The sequence below is a fragment of the Pseudomonas helleri genome (genome assembly GCF_009600315.1).
Taxonomy (GTDB): Bacteria; Pseudomonadota; Gammaproteobacteria; order Pseudomonadales; family Pseudomonadaceae; genus Aquipseudomonas; species Aquipseudomonas helleri_A.
This window is the reverse complement of the sequence record NZ_WIWC01000032.1, coordinates 21,242-38,914: the sequence shown is the minus strand read 5'-3', so window position 1 is coordinate 38,914 and position 17,673 is coordinate 21,242. Positions and strand designations below refer to the sequence as shown.

The following is a 17,673-nucleotide window of genomic DNA, read 5'->3' as shown; positions in this document are numbered from 1 at the left end:
CGGCATCATGTCGCGCCCTCCGTAGAGCGGGCCTATTACGTAAAGGAGCACCCTTCGATGTTTTTCTCTTCCCGCGCCCTGCTGACCTCCAGCGTGTGCAGCGGCTTGTCCCTTCTGGCCCTGGCGCCTTGTTACGCTCAGGCCGACAGCGCCGATGACCTGATGCACCGCTCAACCCTGACCGGCAACTGGGGCGGCGAACGCCAAAAGCTGGCCGATCAAGGCATCAAGCTGACGGGCGACTACAACTCCGAGACGTTTTCCAACCTGCATGGCGGAATCAAACACGGCACCCGTTACTCTCAGCAAGTGCGTATTGGAGCCCAGTTCGACCTCAGCAAACTGCTCGACACCCCCAACGCAGGCCGGGTGCAAATCACCATCAACGACCGCCGCGGCCACAGTGCGTCCGAAGATTTGGTCGGTAACCGCCTGCCGGTGCAGGAAAACTACGGCGGCATGTACACCCGATTGTCGGAATTCAGTTACGAAAACACCCTGTTTTCACCCGCACTGAATGCCAAGGTCGGCTTCTTGCCGATGGGCAATGATTTCGGCGGCATGCCCTTGCTGACCAGCTTTGTGAACGCTGGCTTTTGCGCACACCCGTTGACCATGTCCAACGGCAGCGGCTGGACCAACTACCCGACCGGGCACTGGGGCGGCGAATTGCGTTACACCGTTAGCCCGGAACTGACCCTGCAAACGGCGTTGTTTCAGGTCAACCCGGAGTACAACAGCCGTTCCTCCGAAGCGTTCACCATGACCACCAAAGGCACCACGGGCGCGATCATGCCTCTGGAAGCGATCTTTAATAACAACGCCTACCTTAATGGCCAATACAAAGTGGGCTGGTACTACGACACGTCCAACACCACCAAAATTGGCAGCAAAGAGAAGGCCAACAACCGCACCGGCGCCTACGTGCTGGTTGACCAAGCGATTTGGCGGGATGAGCAAGACCCGGACAGCGTACTGCGCGCCTTCGGTCAGGCGGCCACCAGCAATGCAGCGACCTCGGCCATGCGCCGTTGGTATGCGGTGGGTCTGGTCAAACAAAAACCCTTTGCCAGCCGTCCACACGACAGCATCGCCTTCGCCTATGGCCGAGCGGTGTTCAACTCACGTTCACGGGATGTGCAGGAAGCGGCAGCTTCTACACCCGAACAAGCTGACATGATCGCCAGCCTCGACAGCGGCGAACAGTTACTTGAACTCAACTACGGTGCGCAAGTCACCCCGTGGCTACTCGTGCGCCCGGACGTGCAATACATCATCGAACCCGGCGCGTTCTACGGCAAAAGCCGGGGCAATGCGCTGGTCGCGGGTGTACAGATTAAAGCGACGTTCTAACCGGCGATTTCGCTCATACCGTAACCCTTTAATCACGCGCACCTTAACTCTCAAGGACGTGCAGGTTGACCTGCGCGCCCTTTGCGGGTTCCGGGATTTGTGCGATGCCCAACGCATCAACCCGACGCTGGCCTTTTTGCCCATTAATGGTGGCGTAATAGCGTCGGCTGGGCAGCGCGTCCTCAACGTCGCTGGTCATGAGGAACATGTGTTGCATCGCCTCTTTAACCTGCGGGGGCGGTGACGCCATCATTTCCATGACCCGCTGCTGCTTGAACGCTTCTTTGAACGGTGTGTAGTCGAAGTAATAGGCTTCAGGTTTGATCAGCAGCCATTCGCCATCCCTGACTTTATTCAACACCTGATCGTCGAAATTCAGCGCCAGAAAGCTGCGCAAATGCGCCAGCCCATCCAATACGATCCTGCCGTCCAAATGTTGTTTGACTACGCCTACCGCTTCTTCTGCGCTGTAAGCGTGCTTCAACTCAGTGGGTAAGGGGAACCGAGCGCTGATCAGTTTCATCAGTGGCCCTCGTTTTGCCAAAAGTCATACCCCGACGTCCCCGCGATTTCATGCCGCCAAGTAATCGTCTGATAGGCAAACTGCACCGTTTCCAATTGCGTGAATTGCGCGGTCTCCATGCTCTGACAGTGAGGCAAAGCAATGTCCACACCGACAATCACAGCGTCGCCCAGCTCCATCGTGTAGAAATGCTCTCGCCCCGCACTGCCCGCAGGCCGATACCACTCCACACGGCAAGTGGTCAGTATTTCAGCATTGCACAACGCAATATTGAGCAAGGGCGATGACTTATCGATCACCTTGGTAATGATCAAGGGCTTATGCATGCGCTGACTGGCTTTAGCGCCGCCGGGGACCGAGATGCCGTGGGTCAGCGCCTGAATCATGATCTGGTCCTCGCGGCCCATTTGCCAGGCGGTGCCGACGGACTCCTTGCCCAGTGCGCCAGCACTGATCAAGCCTTGGGATTTACCAACGAGGGTTAAATAAGCGGGAGTTGGCATGGTGGGGTTCCTTTATAGTTGTGATGTATTAAGAGATGGTAGTTATTGATTTCAACGAGTTCCTACAGCGAGCCAGATAAAGAGTGAATTGATTTTCAATCGTAGGTGCCCACTCACGCCCGTCTTCGCCGCACTATTCGATATGTTCAGGAAGCCAGGGTTTACCAAGATCCAGCATGATCATGTAACGCTCTTGGCCAGGGTTTCTAGTGTCTTTAAATCGATTCAAACCCAGCAAAACTTGATAACGACCGCCCGCCTGCCAATAAGTAACACCCACCTTGTTTTTGTCTCGAAAAAGGGCACGCCATTGGGGGGTATCCGCGAAAGGAGGCGCACTAAGCCGTCTCATTGCCACCCAACCGTTTGCACGCCATTGATCTTGCAAGTCCAGCACGACCTTTAATGCATCATCCAACAGCAAGGGTTCGACTTGAGGAGACATGCGGATATTGCGTACTTCCCCCTTGTTAAAAGTGATCGCGAAGAACCGAGCCAGCGGTGTGACGAATCCATAATGCGGATCAATAAAACGTAAACGGGCATCTGATTTAGGCATACGAAACCAGATTTCATCAGGGATCGCCGGGGCGATTTTTGCACTTGAGCGCTGACGCATGTCTTCCCAAGGTTCCCCATACACAAGAGCAATTTCAGGCTCTGCGGCGAACGAATGGAAGAACCCACTTATAAGAATCAATCCTACTATTGCAATAGATACACAAACAAAATTTTGGCGCCTGCTGCCAACCTGAATTCGCAACTTCATTTGGCAACACCAAAATCCGAAATTTCTTTGATCGAGTGCTTCAGCAAGTGACGTTGTGTGCTATTTAGCATCTCATTAAAGCTAGCAGCCGCTCGAAGCACGAACTCCATGCGCTGATCTATATCCGATAGATCAGAGAACACATCATCGCTAAATTCAATTGTCCCCCCATCCTGTATAGGCTGGCATTGACTGGTGAGAGTGAGTTCGATAGCTAGTGCGGCACCACTAGGGAAGCTAGTTGCATAAGAAAATTGATTACCACGAAGAAGTAATTTCAACCTCAAATTTTCATATATCGCGGGCTGCAATATATTTTGCTGTTCATGAAAAGCAAATAATTTCACGCTCTCTGCAATATTTCCCTTCTCGATCTCGCTGAAAGCTTCCAAGATCTGTGCATGGGCAAAACCAAATATCACTTTATCCTGATCAACTGGCCAAAACACAGGTGATTTCGAATACCCATAGATATTTGCCCGCTTCTCCAGACATTTCTTCATCTCCGCAAACCCACGCTTCTTATAAAACTGATGAAGCGGATAAATATCCAAAAACAGCGTGGTATTCCCCAAGGCCAGCATGTCGTGCACATATTTCAATTGTCTCTGGACCACACCCAGTTTCATGGCCCCTAAGCGCACATCCACGGGAATGGGATTATCAGCGTTGGCAGCCTGAAACTCTTCAAATGCGCTGACGATAGCATCGACCCTATCAATAGTGAGCTCTTTAAACTTATTGACAACCTGCTCTTTAACCTCTTCAAAGGTAAGCGTTTTAAATCGTCCACCCAACGCGTTTAAATTGACAATGATGGATTCTATTTTTTCATCCGTCAGTTCATTCAAGTGTTCGATACGAAACTCAGTAAAATTTTCAACCGTGTGTTCAGTCAGGTTATAGATCAATTCAATGAGTTCGTTTTGCCTATAAATAGTACTCAAATAAGGAGTGAGCTTCATGAACTTGGCAACGGCCTTGAGCTCCACCTCAAGTTTTTCCATCGACTCTGTGGCATGCAACAACCCACACCCGACCTGCTTGGATGCAAACGCTGCCAGCCCAGCCCATTGAAAGCGTGAGTCATGGAGCCACAAGCGTGCATAAGCTGCATTTATTACGCGGTTTCGCTCTTTTGGGTCTGCGATCAAAACACCCCCGGGGGCGACAATCTCCTCGGCTTCGCGCTGGTAAATACGCCACAGACAATCACACGTCAGGATCGGAACACGCGTCACCATCATCTCGACGCCCAAGACTTCCATCATGTGAGTCTTACATTCATCCAGCGGTTTGATGTTTTCGTTTAGTTTTTCGTTGTCACTGGGATGATCTTTAAAACACTGAGTCATGGGCTGGCTCCGACTGGAATGTCGCGACCCTACCAGCCTCACTCCCCTCTGGATCATCGTCGGGAAAATCAGGATGAGTCCTACATTTAAATGTCCTGAATCACTCAGTTAAAACGCCTCCCACGCCCTCCACGAACATGAAAAAACCCGCTGGCCACTTTCACGTTCTGTACAGGATTGCCCTTCTATACTTTTGCCCCTGCACATTCCCCGACACCCTTTGGTAGACCCATGCGCCTGACTCGTCCCACTCTGCTGTTATTGCTGCTTACCGGTTTGTTGTTGTTTTTCGCCCTTGGTAATCACCACTTGCAGGGCTCTACCGAGTCTCGGGTGGCGGGGATTGCCATGCAGATGCAGGTGAGCGGAGATTGGGTCACGCCATCGCTGCTCAATGAGCCCTTTCTCGAAAAACCACCGTTGAGCCTGTGGCTGGATGCAACGGCCATTAACCTGTTCGGCGGCGAGTTGTGGGCCGTGCGGCTGACGTCAGCGCTAGTCGGGTTGGCGTGTGTGATGCTGCTGTACGTCATGCTGCGTCGAATGGGGCGCCCTGTCGCGATGGCCTGGACCGCCGCGGCGATGCTGGCAACCATGGCCAGCTTTTGGGATAACGCGCGTCAGGTCGGTGAGGATGCGCTGCTCACACTGGGCGTCACGCTCGCGTTGTTGGCGTTTTATCAGGCCAGCCGCCACGTCCGGCTGCGCCTTGGTAGCTGGCTGCTGTTTGCCGCGGGGATCGCTATCGCAACCTTGAGCAAAGGGGTGCTGGGGCTGGCGCTGCCGGGGGTGGTGATTTTCGTCTACCTGCTGTGCCAAAGCCTGATCGACAAGCGACTGGTGCTACGCGACTGGTGGCGACCTGCGCTGTTTACTCTAGTGGGGCTGATCCCGCTGCTTATCTGGTTGTGCGTGCTGTATCAACACGGGGGGCTGCACGCCGTCGGTGAGGTGCTATGGACCAATAGTGTGGGACGTTTCAGCGGGTCGTTTGTCGAGGCGGGGCATTATGAGCCGTTTTATTACTACCTGAGAAAACTGCCCGAATCCTTCTTGCCGTGGAACCTATTGACCTATCTGGGGCTTTGGCATTTCCGCAAACACCTGCGCAACAACCCTTACATGCTGTTTTTCTGCGTGTGGCTGGTGGCGCAGTTTGTGCTGCTCAATATCGCGTCCAGCAAGCGGATCGTGTACTTGATGGCGCTGACCCCGGCCGCTGCCGTCATCGCGGCGGAATACGCGGGCGTGGTAATGGCGTGGCTGCGCGCTCACAGCCAGCGCTCGGCCATCGCCAGATTTCTCAGTGACTATCATCGCCCTCTCGCCGTGACGGTACTGGTGGGTGTGGTAGCCACGTATCTGGGGGCGGCGCTATGGGCACCCCGTGCGGATCGGGCCGAATCGTTCCAGCCCGTGGCGGCCCACGTCATCCGTTTGCAAGCCGAGGGCAAACAGGTTGCCTTGCTCAAACCCGACGAGCGTTTGGGCGCCGTGGTGTTTTATAGCCAGCAGTTGCAGCACACGCTGGATTCAACGGCTCAATTGCAGGCGTTTCTGGCCGCATCGCCCGACCACATTGCCGTGGTCGAAGATCCAGTCATAGCGGGCCTACCCCTGACCGTCGTGGACAAGGTTAGCGTGGGGCGGCATCACTATTACTTTGTCAGCCTGGCCACACTTGATCCCGGACAATAGAACAGCAGTTGCCGTGGCCGATCCCGGGCGATTGGCTACGCTCCCTGTGCTGGGTACTTTCCCGCCAAGGAGCCTGACATGACCATTACGATCACCAGCAGCACGTTGAGCGACTATGACGCTCAGTTGGCCGTCAATACGGCGACCGCCTTTTTACGCCAGTCTGATCTTGCCCACTATCTGATTGACCAACTTGAGCAGCAACGGGTAACGCTCACGCTGGACGTCAGCAGTGACCCTGGGTCGGCCAATAAAGATGCCTCGAACAATGGCGAGCTGTTATGGAGCCTGCACACCCGAACGCTGCCAAACCCGCCTTTGCCCGAAGTGACTCAGTTGATTAACCATGCCCCGGTCGAGCAGCGGCCGTATATCACCAGCCTATGGGTGTTGATGCATTTGCTGGCAACGGCGTGTCAGCAACTCAACAGCCACCTCAACTTTCGCGATGCGGATGCCACATGGCCCTGGCTTGACGAACAAACGCTCAACGCCAGCGATATTGAACGTGCCGTGGCGCGTGAACTCATTGAGCAACCACTGCCCGAAGACAACAATTGGGATCGCCTGCTCAAGCGTGCTTAGAACTGCGAAGCTTCAATGGCATATCGACTCGGCGTGCCTGCCAGCGGTATCACCTTGGACCAATGCTCGGGCTCGATGTACCCCAACATCTGCGGCCCGCCTTGGGCGCCATCAGCGTTGATAAACAATGCCGTCGCGTAGCCGAATGATGTGTTCGTGGCGGCGTGCAAGTCCGTCACCATGGCGTCCATGCATTCGCTGTGGGTGATCAGTACCAGATTGCGACCCGGTACTTTGTGCTTGAGCGCATCGTGCAATATCGAGCGGCGACACTTAAACAGCCAGTCCTGTGACGCCACAGGCCGGCTAAACATAGCGTCAGCGGTCTGCCGGGTGCGGGTCATTTGGCTGCTGTAAATATCGACGTTGGCGAGTCCCAACTGTTTGAAGTCTGCGCCCACAACCTGTGCCGTCCGTGTGGCTCGCACGGTAATGCCGTCCAACGGGCCCAGACACGGCATGGATGATCGGTCGCAGCGCTCGGCATGGCGCACCAGGGCGATCACATTGCCTTTTGCCCACTCCTGAGCCACATCCAGCGCGCGGGCTGCATTAAATGGCTGCGCCAGATTGGGCACCGCAACAGGCGCCAACAGGTGCAACGTGAGCATGAGCGTCAGCACACTGGCAGCGATCACCACCCCTGTATTTCTATGGCGGATCAAACCACGCAGCAGCTTGGCGCGCAGCGACCCGGCGAAATGAAAACTGAGTATCACAAATTGCCCCCCACCTTTGACGCGACGATGACCCCGGCAGCGAGAAGCCTCACACACTCATGGCGTCTATTTGCTGAACCGCAGCCTAAAAAAATGTGGGTCAGAGGGGAGTGAAACGGATGTGAAAAAAAGCTCAACCTCGAAAGGGTCATGGTCGCGCAGAGGGCCTTTCATCGTGTTTATAAACAAATCGTTTCAGCTCTACGTTCTGCCGCCGATACAAGCCAACACAAGCACTCTGCTGGGCAAATACAATAAAACCCTCCAGCGAATCTCGACCCTGCGCGCACGCTCCTGGAGAATTTTATGAACCGTTGGCTGAACAACATCAGCGTTAATCTAAAACTGGCCCTGGGCTTCGGCCTGGTACTGGGCCTCACCTGCCTGATGGCCATCAGCAACTGGTTCAGTCTGGACAAACTGATTGACCGCAGTAACTGGATGAGCGACATCACGCGCTTAAACACCGCGTTTACCAACCTGCGGGTCACGCGCCTGCAGTACATGCTCACTGACGGCGACGAGGTTGCCGCGCAGAAGGTACAAGACAGCATCAATGCGTTTCAGGACCTTGAAAAGCAGCTGATCAGCACCTTCAAGAGCCCGGAAAACCTCAAGCTGCTCAAAGAGCAGCAAGACATCATCAGCCGTTACGAGGCTGCGCTGGTCGTGATGCGCAAAGCCTATATTGACTCGGCAACTGCTCGGGCCGTCATGGACCGTAACGCGCTGGTCGCACAGGATGCGATCGCCAACCTGCTGGCCCGCGCCCTGCAAGTGCCGGAAGGTGATGAATCACGCTTCGCCATGTATCAGGCGGTTTCCGAGATGCGCGAACAATTCCTGCTCTCGCGTTATCAGGTACGCGCTTATATAGCGGCACCTAATCCAGCCACCGAAAAAGCCGCGCGTGAACAGCTGAGCACTACCGTCGCCAGCCTCGGCAAACTCAACGCCTGGTTCGCGGTCAGTGCCGCCGACACCCTGCGCACACTGACCCAGACCATGGATCAGTACCAAGCCGCGCTACAGGTGTACGCCGACACGGACAACGCCATTATTGCCGTGCGCAAAGACATGACGGATTACGGCACCGCCGTGCTCAGTCGCAGCGATGAACTGTACAAAATCCAGCTGGAACGTCGCGACATCGAAAGCGCCCAGGCCAACCGTCTGCAACTGATCACAACCTTGTTGGTCTTGCTGTTCGGCATCGCGGCTGCCGTGATCATCACCCGCCAGATCACCCGCCCGTTGCGTGAAACCCTGGACGTGGTTGAACGGATTGCCAGCGGCGACCTGAGCCATGACCTGCGTGTAACCCGCCGTGACGAACTGGGCGTACTGCAACAAGGAATTGCGCGTATGGGCACCACCCTGCGCGATTTGATTGGCGGCATTCGCGACGGCGTGACGCAAATCGCCAGTGCGGCTGAAGAGCTGTCGGCGGTGACTGAACAGACCAGCGCCGGGGTCAACAGCCAGAAGATCGAAACCGATCAAGTGGCCACCGCCATGCATGAAATGACGGCCACCGTGCAGGAAGTCGCGCGTAACGCCGAACAAGCGTCGCAAGCGGCGGCCGGTGCTGACGCCGAAGCCCGTGAAGGCGACAACGTGGTCAATCAGGCGATTGATCAGATTGAGCGACTGGCGGTGGAAGTCGGTCGCTCGACCGAAGCGATGGCCGTGTTGCAACAGGAAAGCGACAAAATCGGCAGCGTGATGGACGTGATCAAGGCGGTGGCCGAACAGACCAACCTGCTGGCACTCAATGCGGCCATTGAAGCGGCCCGTGCCGGTGAAGCGGGACGCGGTTTTGCGGTGGTCGCCGATGAGGTGCGCGGTTTGGCTCAGCGTACGCAAAAGTCCACCGAAGAGATTCAAACCCTGGTAGCCGCCCTGCAAAGCGGCACCCAGCACGTGGCGTCGGTCATGAACAACAGCCGCGTGCTGACTGACAGCAGCGTGACGTTGACCCGTCAGGCGGGCACATCGCTGCAAGGCATTACCCGCACCGTGTCGAATATTCAGTCGATGAACCAGCAGATTGCCGCAGCGGCCGAGCAACAAAGCGCGGTGGCTGAAGAGATCAGCCGCAGCATCGTCAATGTGCGCGACGTGTCGGAACAAACAGCAGCGGCCAGTGATGAAACGGCCAAGTCCAGTGTTGAACTGGCGCGTCTGGGCAATCAACTGCAAGAAATGGTGAGCCACTTCAAGGTGTAAAAGCAGGGCTACCCTCACCCTAGCCCTCTCCCAGAGGGAGAGGGGACTAAAAGCAAAAGCCGATCTGCGCACCACCACACATCAGCCCCCTCTCCCTCCGGGAGAGGGTTGGGGTGAGGGGCTTTTGCTCAGCGCGGCAAAAACACCCCGGCACGCTGCCCCGTCGCGCCACCCTGTTGATAACTCAACACACCATTTACCCACACGCCGTCTATCCCTTCAGCCGCCTGTTGCGGCGCGTTGAAATCCGCCACGTCGCGCACTGTTTGAGCATCAAACAACACCAAGTCCGCCCAATGCCCTTCGCGTATTTCGCCCCGCCCTTGTAGACCAAAACGACTCGCCGACAGTCCGGTCATTTTGTGCACCGCCGTGTGCAGCGGGAACAACCCCACGTCCCGGCTGAAATGCCCCAGCACTCGGGGAAATGCGCCCCACAAGCGGGGATGCGGGAACGGATCATCCGGCAAACCGTCCGAGCCAATCATCGATAACGGATGCGCCAAAATGCTTCGCACGTCGCTTTCATCCATTCCGTAGTACACCGCACCCGCAGGCTGCAGACGCTGCGCGGCAGCCATCAAGGACACTCCCCACTGCGCGGCGATGTCCTGCAAATCCCGCCCGCCCATCTGCGGATGCGGCGTTGACCAGGTGATGGTGATGCGAAAGGCATCGGTCACTTGCTTGAGGTCCAGCGTCGACGAGCTGGCGGCATAGGGATAGCAATCGCACCCCACCGGATGAGCCTTAGCCGCCTGTTCCAAAGCCGCCAGCAGATGCGGACTGCGCCCCCAATTCCCGGCCCCCGCGCATTTGAGGTGAGAGATGATCACCGGCACGCGTGCGGTACGACCAATCAAGAAGGCTTCGTCCATCGCCTCCAGCACCGGCTCGAACTCACTGCGTAAATGCGTGGTGTACAACGCGCCGAACGCGGTTAATTCTGCGGCCAGTTGCAGCACCTCGTCCGTGTCGGCGTTAAACGCACTGGCGTACGCCAGCCCTGTGGATAACCCCAACGCACCCGCCTCCAGACTTTCACGCAACTGCAAGCGCATGGCCTCAATTTCTGCGGCCGTGGCGGTGCGCTGCAAGTCATCCATATGGTTGCTGCGCAACGCCGTATGGCCAATCAACGCGGCCACATTGAGCGCCGGGCGGGCCGCTTGCACCGCGGTGCGGTAGTCGGCAAAACGCGGGTACGAAAACGCGGCCTTGTTGCCCAGCAGGTTCATCGGATCAGGCGGTTCATTGCGCAAGGTCACAGGGGACGCGCTAATGCCGCAGTTACCCACAATCACCGTCGTCACCCCCTGACTGAGCTTGGGCAACATCTGCGGCTGACGAATCACCACAGTGTCGTCGTGGGTGTGTACATCGATAAACCCCGGCGCCAGCACCCGCCCCGCCGCATCGATTTCGTGCGCGGCCCGGCTGCCGCTCAAGTCGCCAATGCACTCGATACGCCCACCGCGCAGCGCCACATCAGCGCCATAGCCGGGGGCATTACTGCCATCAATCACATGAGCATTGCGGATCAATGTGTCGTAGTTCATCTCAATCCCCCAACGGCAAACCGTCGTCGCCGCCTCGATAGTCATCCAACGCCAGTTTGATCCGGCGCAAACGTTCCTGGCTGGCATGCGGCATCGACAGCGCCAGCTCAGTGGCCAGCACATCAATGGCCAGCAACATGCCGTAACGGGCCGCCGTGGGTTTGTAGATAAAGCTGGTCTCCACGCCTTGCAACGCCAACACCACGTCGGCCAACTCCGCCAGCGGCGTACCGGGTCGCGTAATGGCGATAACTTTGGCGCCATAGTTACGGGCCAGTTGCACCGCCTTGATCAACTCGGGGGTCAGGCCGGTCAGTGAACAGACAATCAGCGCGTGTTGCGGCCCGAGCGTGGCCGCCGTCACCCGCATCATCACCCCGTCCCGACACGCCGCGATGGCATAGCCCAAACGCACCAAACGCACTTGCAACTCGTCGCAGCACACACTGGAACAGCCGCCCATGCCGAACGCGTGAATCATGCTGGCCTCGCCGAGGAGTTTGACCGCATCCGCGAAATGCCCACCGTTAAAGCCATCCAAATGCTCATGCAGTGTCGATTCAATGTCACTGACGATTTGGCGAAAAAACGCCGACTGCTCCGGCTGATTGCCCGTGTCGAAAAAGCGCTTGCCCACCCCGCTGGCCTGCGCCAACTGCAAGCGCAAGTCACGCAAATCGCGGCACCCGACGCTGCGGGCAAAGCGCGACAAAGTGGCGCTGCTGACGTCTGCACGTACGGCCAGCTCGTCCAGGCTGGCACTGGCGGCAAAGCCGATATCGCTCAGTATCAGCTGAGCAATTCGCGCCTCAGCCGCGCTGAAGGTGTCCTGACGCACTCGAATTTGATACAGGATGTCCATTTAGATCAACTCCGAGAGCACGAGGGTTAGACCGAACGCTACCACTGAAATCAAGGTTTCCAGCACCGTCCAGGTCTTGAAGGTTTGAGCGACCGTCATATTGAAGTATTCCTTCACCAGCCAGAAGCCGCCGTCGTTCACGTGGGAAAAAATCACCGAGCCAGCCCCCGTCGCCAGCACCAGGAGTTCCGGATGGGGATACCCCATGCCAATGGCCACCGGCGCGACAATGCCCGAGGCCGTGGTCATGGCAACGGTCGCCGAGCCCGTGGCAATCCGCATCAGCGCCGCAAATACCCAGCCCATGAACAGTGGCGACAGCTGAAAATCCTGCGCCAGCCCGACAATTTCAGTGGTGACACCTGAGTCGATCAAAATGCGATTCAAGCCGCCGCCCGCCCCCACCAGCAAGGTGATACTGGCTGTGGGCGCGAGGCATTCATTGGTGAACTTGAGGATTGACTCGCGGCTAAACCCTTGCGCCAACCCCAGCGTCCAAAAACTGACCACCGTGGCGATCAGCAAGGCCATGACCGAGTTGCCGATAAACTGCAAAAACTGATTAAAGCCACTGCCCGGCGTGGAGATCAGATTGGCCCAACCGCCAATGAGCATCAGCACCACCGGCAACAAAATGGTGGCCAGCGTCAGGCTGCAACTCGGCAAACGAGTACGCGGCTCACGGTTGATGAACTGCTGTTCCATCGGGTTATGCGCGGGCAAGTGGATACGCGGCACGATAAATTTGGCAAAGACCGGGCCCGCAATAATCGCTGTGGGTATGCCGATCAAAATCGCATACATCAAGGTTTGCCCCACCGACGCTTGATACGCCTGAACCGCCAGCATTGCTGCCGGGTGCGGCGGCACCAGCGCGTGCACCACGGATAACCCGGCCACCATCGGCAAACCCACCATCAGCACCGACACCCCCACCCGGCGGGCGACGGTAAAGGCGATGGGCACCAAAAGCACAAAACCGACTTCAAAGAACAGCGGCAAGCCCACCAGAAAGGCGATGCAGACCATGGCCCAGTGCGCATTTCGCTCCCCGAAGCGATCAATCAACGTGCGCGCCACCTGCTCGGCACCGCCCGACTCGGCCATCATCTTGCCCAGCATCGTGCCCAGCGCAACCACCAGTGCTATATGCCCCAGGGTTTTGCCCACGCCGCCTTCGTAAGCACCAATTACACTGCCCGCCGGCATGCCCGCCATAAGGCCCAGCCCGACTGAAATCAGGGTAATAACAATGAAAGGGTTGATCTTGTAGCGCGCAATCAAAACGATCAGCGCAATGATGGCGATGGCGGCGTAGAGCAGCAGCCCGTAGCCCGAAGATGGCGTCATGCGTGAGTCCCCGGCAATGTTTTTTGAGTTCTTGTGAAACTTAAAAAGCATTGCCGAGGTTAATTATCAATCTTTCTGAAACTAATTTTCGCTTACCGGCATGTGCTGTCGCATTCAGGCATGCGCAAGCGCCCAAAATGAAAATCACGCCGGTGTATTTTCATCCCCAGCACTTACTCATGCGCGATGCGCGCCCGCTTGAGCAGCTTTTTACTGCGCGCCGACAAATGCACCACCCGCAGGTGTTTACCGGCCTTGTTATAGCGCTCACGTAAAGTGTCGAGCGCGGCAATGGCCGAGTAGTCGGCGAAACTCAAATGGCTGCAATCGAGGGTGACGTCAGCCGGGTCATTGGCCGGATCAAACTGCTTGAGAAAGGCCGTCGTTGACGCAAAAAACAACGTGCCGTGAACCCGATACAACTTGCTGCCATCCGCCTGCACGTCGGTGTCGGCATACAGTTGACGCGCGTGTTGCCAGGCAAAATTAAGCGCCGCAATCACCACCCCGCACATCACCGCCACCGCCAGATCGGTGAATACGGTGATCACCGTCACCGCGATGATGACCAGCACATCATTCAACGGGACTTTGTTCAGCACCCGCAGGGAGGCCCAGGCGAAGGTCTGCTGTGACACCACGAACATCACCCCGACCAATGCCGCCAGCGGGATGCGCTCAATAAACGGAGACAGAAACAGCACAAACAACAGAATCATGACCCCCGCCGTAATGCCCGACAGTCGGCCGCGCCCCCCCGAGCTGAGGTTGACCACGGTTTGCCCGATCATCGCGCAGCCACCCATGCCGCCAAACACACCCGACACCATGTTCGCCGCGCCCAGCGCCACGCACTCGCGGTCGGGGAAGCCTTGGCTCTCAGTGATTTCGTCGGTGAGATTGAGGGTCAACAGGGTTTCCAGCAAGCCGACCATGGCCATCACCAGCGCATAGGGCGCGATGAGGCTCAGCGTCTCCAGGTTCCACGGCACCTGCGGCAGGCTAAACGTCGGCAAGCCACCAGCAATATGGGCCATGTCGCCCAATGTACGGGTCGGTAGCCCCAGCAGATAAACCGCCAGCCCCACGCCCAGAATCGCGATCAAGGCAGGTGGCGCAGCGCGAGTCAGGCGCGGCAGCAGATAGACGATGGCCATGGTCAGCGCCACCAGGCTGATCATCAGGTACAACGGCATGCCGCTGAGCCAGGTGTCACCGTCCTTGAAGTGATCGAGTTGGGCCAACGCAATGACAATCGCCAGCCCGTTAACGAAGCCGAGCATCACTGAGTGCGGCACCATGCGTACCAGCTTGCCGAGTTTAAGCAAGCCGAACGCCAGCATGATCAAACCGCTCAGCAGCACGGTGGCCAACAGGTATTGCACGCCGTGTTGCACCACCAACGCGACAATGACCACCGCCATTGACCCGGCAGCACCCGAGACCATGCCGGGCCGACCGCCGAACAGTGCGGTGAGGGTGCAGATGATGAACGCACCGTACAGCCCCATGAGCGGATTGAGATGCGCCACCAGCGCGAAAGCGATGCACTCGGGCAGCAGGGCGAACGACGTCGTGAGCCCGGCCAGTACATCAGCGCGCAGACGTTTGAATTTCATGGAGTACCTAAAAGACAGGACAAACGGAGGGAAGTATCAAGAAACGGATGGTAACAAATCCATGCAGGGATATATCAACCCGTAGCAGCTGCCGAAGGCTGCGTCCGGCGGCGCAGCAGTCGTAAATTCAGCCACTGCGGTGTAACAAGTACACCGTGATTGCAGAATTTACGATCGCTTCGCAATCGGACGCCGCCTTCGGCAGCTGCTACGGGTCGTGTGTGTGTGTGGATTTACTTCACCACCTTACCCACCCCGCGACCACGGGGGTCGGAAGCGGTTTCAAGCTGGCTGCCGTTGACCCGGATGGCTTGAATGTCGCCCATGTTCCAGCCCTGATCTTCCACCGTGTAACCCATGGCTTTCAGCTCATCAGCCACCTTGCCAGTGATCGGCGCATACGCGTCGTAGTAGATCGTGTCTTTAGGCAGCAACTGATGGTGCACACGCTGCGCAGCCACGGCTTTTTGCAGCGGCAGGTCGTAGTCGTAGACGTTGTTCAACACTTGAAAGATCGAGGTGAAGATCCGCGAACCACCCGGCGTGCCCAGCACCAACGTGACCTTGCCGTCGCGCGTGACCAGGCTTGGGCTCATCGATGACAGCATGCGCTTGCCCGGTTCAATGGCATTGGCGCTGCCCCCCACCACTCCAAACCCATTGGCCACGCCCGGTTTGGAGCTGAAGTCGTCCATTTCGTCGTTGAGCAAGAAACCCGCGCCTTTAACCACCACCCCGCTGCCGTAATCAAAGTTCAGCGTGTAGGTGTTGCTGACCGCGTTGCCGTCTTTGTCGACGATTGAGAAGTGCGTGGTCTGATGTGGCTCAAGTCCGGGTTTGACGTTGGCGGTCGGCGAGATCGCCTTCGGATTTATTTCACCCGCCCGCTTGGCGATGTACACGGGGTCAATCAAAGCGGCCACCGGCATCTTGCCGAAACCCGGATCGCCGAGGTAATCGGCACGGTCGGCAAACACGCGTTTCTCGATTTCGGCGAGCAAGTGGATATACGGCGCGGAGTTCAGTTCTACGCCTTTGAAATCGGCAGCGCGGGCTTCCTTGATGCCGATCAGTTGCGCCAGCGCGATCCCGCCCGAGCTGGGCAGCGGCGCGGTGTACAGCGTGTTGCCGCGCCAGTCGACCCGCATCGGTTCACGCCATTGGGCCTTGTACTCGTTGAGGTCTTCCTTGGTAATCAGGCCTTTGTCCTGCTGCATTTGCGCGACCAGCAGGTCGGCGGTTTTGCCGTGGTAGAACTCTTTGGCGCCCTGATCGGCGATGCGCTCCAGCGTCTCGGCTAATTCAGGTTGCTTGAAAGTCTGACCGTTTTTCATGCTGCCAAAGTAGTCAGCGAAATTGGTCGTGCCGTTAAACAGCTTTAACGCATCTTCGCGGTACTGGTATTGCTTGTCGGCCACCGTGAAGCCGTTTTTCGCATACCCCACCGCCGGGGTCAGCAGCTCACTCCAGGGCAATTTGCCAAAGCGCTGATGCGCCTCCCACATGCCCATCACCGTACCCGGCACCCCCGCCGCGCGCGCGCCCACCAGGCTCATGTTTTCGACAATCTCGCCTTTGTCGTCCAGGTACATGTCACGACTGGCCGCCTTGGGCGCTGTTTCGCGATAGTCGAGAAAGTAAGGTTTGCCGTCGATAAACAGGGTCATGAAGCCCCCGCCACCAATGTTGCCGGCTTCGGGGTAGGTCACGGCCAAGGCGAAAGCAGTAGCGACCGCGGCGTCAACGGCATTGCCGCCTTTTTTGAGGATCTGCGCAGCGACATCCGCGCCATATTGATTGGGGGCCGCCACCGCGCCGCCTTCCAGGGTGACCGCAAAAACGGATGAACTGGCTGCAATCGCCGCCGTCAGAGCCAATGTTTTGAACCATACAATGCGCATTCAATACTTCCTTTTATTGTTTTTTTAAACGTGTCCAAACCTTGTCTCATTTCAGACACGTTTTCAAACAACAAATACGAAAGCAGAAGGGCGCGCCGGATTCACTCAGCCAAGCGGGGCTCCACCAGAAGCGACTCAACCAGACTGCGCGCCATCTCGACGCCATGAATGACGCTCCATAACTGTTCGGCGTCGTATCCGTTGAGGTGAGAGCGGATGTCATCGGCCGTCAGCTCTGCGCCCTTGAGCAATAAAGAGGCGTGTGTGAGGGCGGTTTGTAGGGAAATGCCGGGGTTGGTGCTGAATAACACGGTGCCTTTGTGGGCGCGGGTATGCAGAGGTGGGTCGGGGACGATTTTTTTCATGGGTGTATTCCAAAGCAAGTCTGAAATAGCTGCCACGTACCGCTGTCAATCGGTGAGGGTGGCAACTGCGTGCGGGTTGACAGACCGAGGAAAAAAACACCCAAAAACTCGGCGCACTCGAAAGTGCCCCACACGCAGCTGCCATAACATCAAGAAAGGTCTACAGCGCTGAAAGTGCTTTTGGGTCGGTCTGTCAAAACCGGTCACTGATGCCAGTGACTCGCCGAGACTATTCGCCCAATTGCTACGCCGCAAGACGGTCAGGATTCTCTAGGAAACGTCG

15 protein-coding genes and 1 pseudogene are annotated in these 17,673 nt (G+C 57.1%); 5 read left to right on the top strand and 11 right to left on the bottom strand.

Annotated features, from left to right (window positions below):
• Positions 1-57: 57 nt before the first annotated feature.
• Positions 58-1,353, top strand: a complete 1,296-nt coding sequence (locus tag GHN86_RS17175; protein ID WP_153380182.1) for a carbohydrate porin — start codon at positions 58-60, stop codon at positions 1,351-1,353.
• 43 nt (positions 1,354-1,396) lie between these two features.
• On the opposite strand, the gene GHN86_RS17170 is transcribed toward GHN86_RS17175, so the two are convergent.
• The 4 genes from GHN86_RS17170 to GHN86_RS23730 all read right to left on the bottom strand — a co-directional run bounded on the left by GHN86_RS17170 (position 1,397) and on the right by GHN86_RS23730 (position 4,503).
• Entirely contained in the window at positions 1,397-1,876 is a 480-nt protein-coding gene (locus tag GHN86_RS17170; protein WP_153380180.1) for a hypothetical protein, read from the bottom strand.
• Positions 1,876-2,379, bottom strand: a complete 504-nt coding sequence (locus GHN86_RS17165; RefSeq protein ID WP_153380178.1) for an Hcp family type VI secretion system effector — start codon at positions 2,377-2,379, stop codon at positions 1,876-1,878. Before GHN86_RS17165 ends, GHN86_RS17170 begins: the two co-directional genes overlap by 1 nt.
• 133 nt (positions 2,380-2,512) lie before the next feature.
• The gene (locus tag GHN86_RS17160; protein ID WP_153380176.1) at positions 2,513-3,148 is read right to left on the bottom strand and encodes a hypothetical protein; all 636 of its coding nucleotides are present in this window, start codon (positions 3,146-3,148) and stop codon (positions 2,513-2,515) included.
• Positions 3,145-4,503 (bottom strand): DUF2515 family protein, encoded by a 1,359-nt coding sequence (locus tag GHN86_RS23730; RefSeq protein ID WP_228389626.1) that lies wholly within the window; start codon positions 4,501-4,503, stop codon positions 3,145-3,147. The genes GHN86_RS17160 and GHN86_RS23730 overlap by 4 nt, the downstream gene beginning before the upstream one ends.
• 231 nt (positions 4,504-4,734) lie before the next feature.
• On the opposite strand from GHN86_RS23730, the gene GHN86_RS17150 reads away from it, so the two are divergent.
• Both GHN86_RS17150 and GHN86_RS17145 read left to right on the top strand, forming a co-directional pair.
• On the top strand, positions 4,735-6,201 hold the full coding sequence (locus GHN86_RS17150; RefSeq protein WP_153386987.1) for an ArnT family glycosyltransferase: 1,467 nt from the start codon (positions 4,735-4,737) through the stop codon (positions 6,199-6,201).
• Between the two features lie 78 nt (positions 6,202-6,279).
• On the top strand, positions 6,280-6,786 hold the full coding sequence (locus GHN86_RS17145) for a hypothetical protein (protein WP_153380172.1): 507 nt from the start codon (positions 6,280-6,282) through the stop codon (positions 6,784-6,786).
• Here GHN86_RS17145 and GHN86_RS17140 read toward each other — a convergent pair.
• A complete protein-coding gene (locus GHN86_RS17140; RefSeq protein ID WP_323369418.1) occupies positions 6,783-7,505 on the bottom strand; it encodes a histidine phosphatase family protein in 723 nt (240 codons plus the stop codon). The two genes, GHN86_RS17145 and GHN86_RS17140, sit on opposite strands and share 4 nt — an antisense overlap.
• A gap of 306 nt (positions 7,506-7,811) precedes the next feature.
• On the opposite strand from GHN86_RS17140, the pseudogene GHN86_RS24095 reads away from it, so the two are divergent.
• Positions 7,812-8,831 (top strand): annotated as a pseudogene (locus tag GHN86_RS24095) (methyl-accepting chemotaxis protein); the annotation flags it as partial.
• A gap of 39 nt (positions 8,832-8,870) precedes the next feature.
• Entirely contained in the window at positions 8,871-9,734 is an 864-nt protein-coding gene (locus GHN86_RS24090; protein ID WP_405591520.1) for a methyl-accepting chemotaxis protein, read from the top strand.
• A 128-nt stretch (positions 9,735-9,862) separates the two neighbouring features.
• Here GHN86_RS24090 and GHN86_RS17130 read toward each other — a convergent pair whose 3' ends face one another.
• The 6 genes from GHN86_RS17130 to GHN86_RS17105 form a co-directional block, all read right to left on the bottom strand.
• Positions 9,863-11,293: an N-acyl-D-amino-acid deacylase family protein gene (locus GHN86_RS17130; RefSeq protein WP_153380168.1), complete on the bottom strand. Its 1,431-nt coding sequence runs from the start codon at positions 11,291-11,293 to the stop codon at positions 9,863-9,865.
• A 1-nt stretch (position 11,294) separates the two neighbouring features.
• Positions 11,295-12,155, bottom strand: a complete 861-nt coding sequence (locus tag GHN86_RS17125) for a MurR/RpiR family transcriptional regulator (RefSeq protein WP_153380166.1) — start codon at positions 12,153-12,155, stop codon at positions 11,295-11,297.
• Complete coding sequence (locus tag GHN86_RS17120; protein ID WP_153380164.1) at positions 12,156-13,505, bottom strand: gluconate:H+ symporter; 1,350 nt, start codon at positions 13,503-13,505, stop codon at positions 12,156-12,158. It lies immediately after the preceding gene.
• A 173-nt stretch (positions 13,506-13,678) separates the two neighbouring features.
• Positions 13,679-15,124 (bottom strand): SulP family inorganic anion transporter, encoded by a 1,446-nt coding sequence (locus GHN86_RS17115; protein WP_153380162.1) that lies wholly within the window; start codon positions 15,122-15,124, stop codon positions 13,679-13,681.
• A 233-nt stretch (positions 15,125-15,357) separates the two neighbouring features.
• Complete coding sequence (ggt, locus tag GHN86_RS17110) at positions 15,358-17,025, bottom strand: gamma-glutamyltransferase (protein WP_153380160.1); 1,668 nt, start codon at positions 17,023-17,025, stop codon at positions 15,358-15,360.
• Positions 17,026-17,126: 101 nt separating this feature from the next.
• A complete protein-coding gene (locus GHN86_RS17105) occupies positions 17,127-17,390 on the bottom strand; it encodes a DUF3077 domain-containing protein (protein WP_153380158.1) in 264 nt (87 codons plus the stop codon).
• Positions 17,391-17,673 lie beyond the last annotated feature (283 nt).

What these genes read in the sequence shown, in the direction of transcription:
- GHN86_RS23730 (WP_228389626.1), bottom strand. Translation starts at nt 4,503, where the DNA reads ATGACTCAGTGTTTTAAAGATCATCCCAGTGACAACGAAAAACTAAAC.
- GHN86_RS17160 (WP_153380176.1), bottom strand. Translation starts at nt 3,148, where the DNA reads ATGAAGTTGCGAATTCAGGTTGGCAGCAGGCGCCAAAATTTTGTTTGT.
- GHN86_RS17120 (WP_153380164.1), bottom strand. Translation starts at nt 13,505, where the DNA reads ATGACGCCATCTTCGGGCTACGGGCTGCTGCTCTACGCCGCCATCGCC.
- ggt (WP_153380160.1), bottom strand. Translation starts at nt 17,025, where the DNA reads ATGCGCATTGTATGGTTCAAAACATTGGCTCTGACGGCGGCGATTGCA.
- GHN86_RS17130 (WP_153380168.1), bottom strand. Translation starts at nt 11,293, where the DNA reads ATGAACTACGACACATTGATCCGCAATGCTCATGTGATTGATGGCAGT.
- GHN86_RS17175 (WP_153380182.1), top strand. Translation starts at nt 58, where the DNA reads ATGTTTTTCTCTTCCCGCGCCCTGCTGACCTCCAGCGTGTGCAGCGGC.
- GHN86_RS17105 (WP_153380158.1), bottom strand. Translation starts at nt 17,390, where the DNA reads ATGAAAAAAATCGTCCCCGACCCACCTCTGCATACCCGCGCCCACAAA.
- GHN86_RS24090 (WP_405591520.1), top strand. Translation starts at nt 8,871, where the DNA reads ATGGGCACCACCCTGCGCGATTTGATTGGCGGCATTCGCGACGGCGTG.
- GHN86_RS17145 (WP_153380172.1), top strand. Translation starts at nt 6,280, where the DNA reads ATGACCATTACGATCACCAGCAGCACGTTGAGCGACTATGACGCTCAG.
- GHN86_RS17125 (WP_153380166.1), bottom strand. Translation starts at nt 12,155, where the DNA reads ATGGACATCCTGTATCAAATTCGAGTGCGTCAGGACACCTTCAGCGCG.
- GHN86_RS17115 (WP_153380162.1), bottom strand. Translation starts at nt 15,124, where the DNA reads ATGAAATTCAAACGTCTGCGCGCTGATGTACTGGCCGGGCTCACGACG.
- GHN86_RS17170 (WP_153380180.1), bottom strand. Translation starts at nt 1,876, where the DNA reads ATGAAACTGATCAGCGCTCGGTTCCCCTTACCCACTGAGTTGAAGCAC.
- GHN86_RS17150 (WP_153386987.1), top strand. Translation starts at nt 4,735, where the DNA reads ATGCGCCTGACTCGTCCCACTCTGCTGTTATTGCTGCTTACCGGTTTG.
- GHN86_RS17165 (WP_153380178.1), bottom strand. Translation starts at nt 2,379, where the DNA reads ATGCCAACTCCCGCTTATTTAACCCTCGTTGGTAAATCCCAAGGCTTG.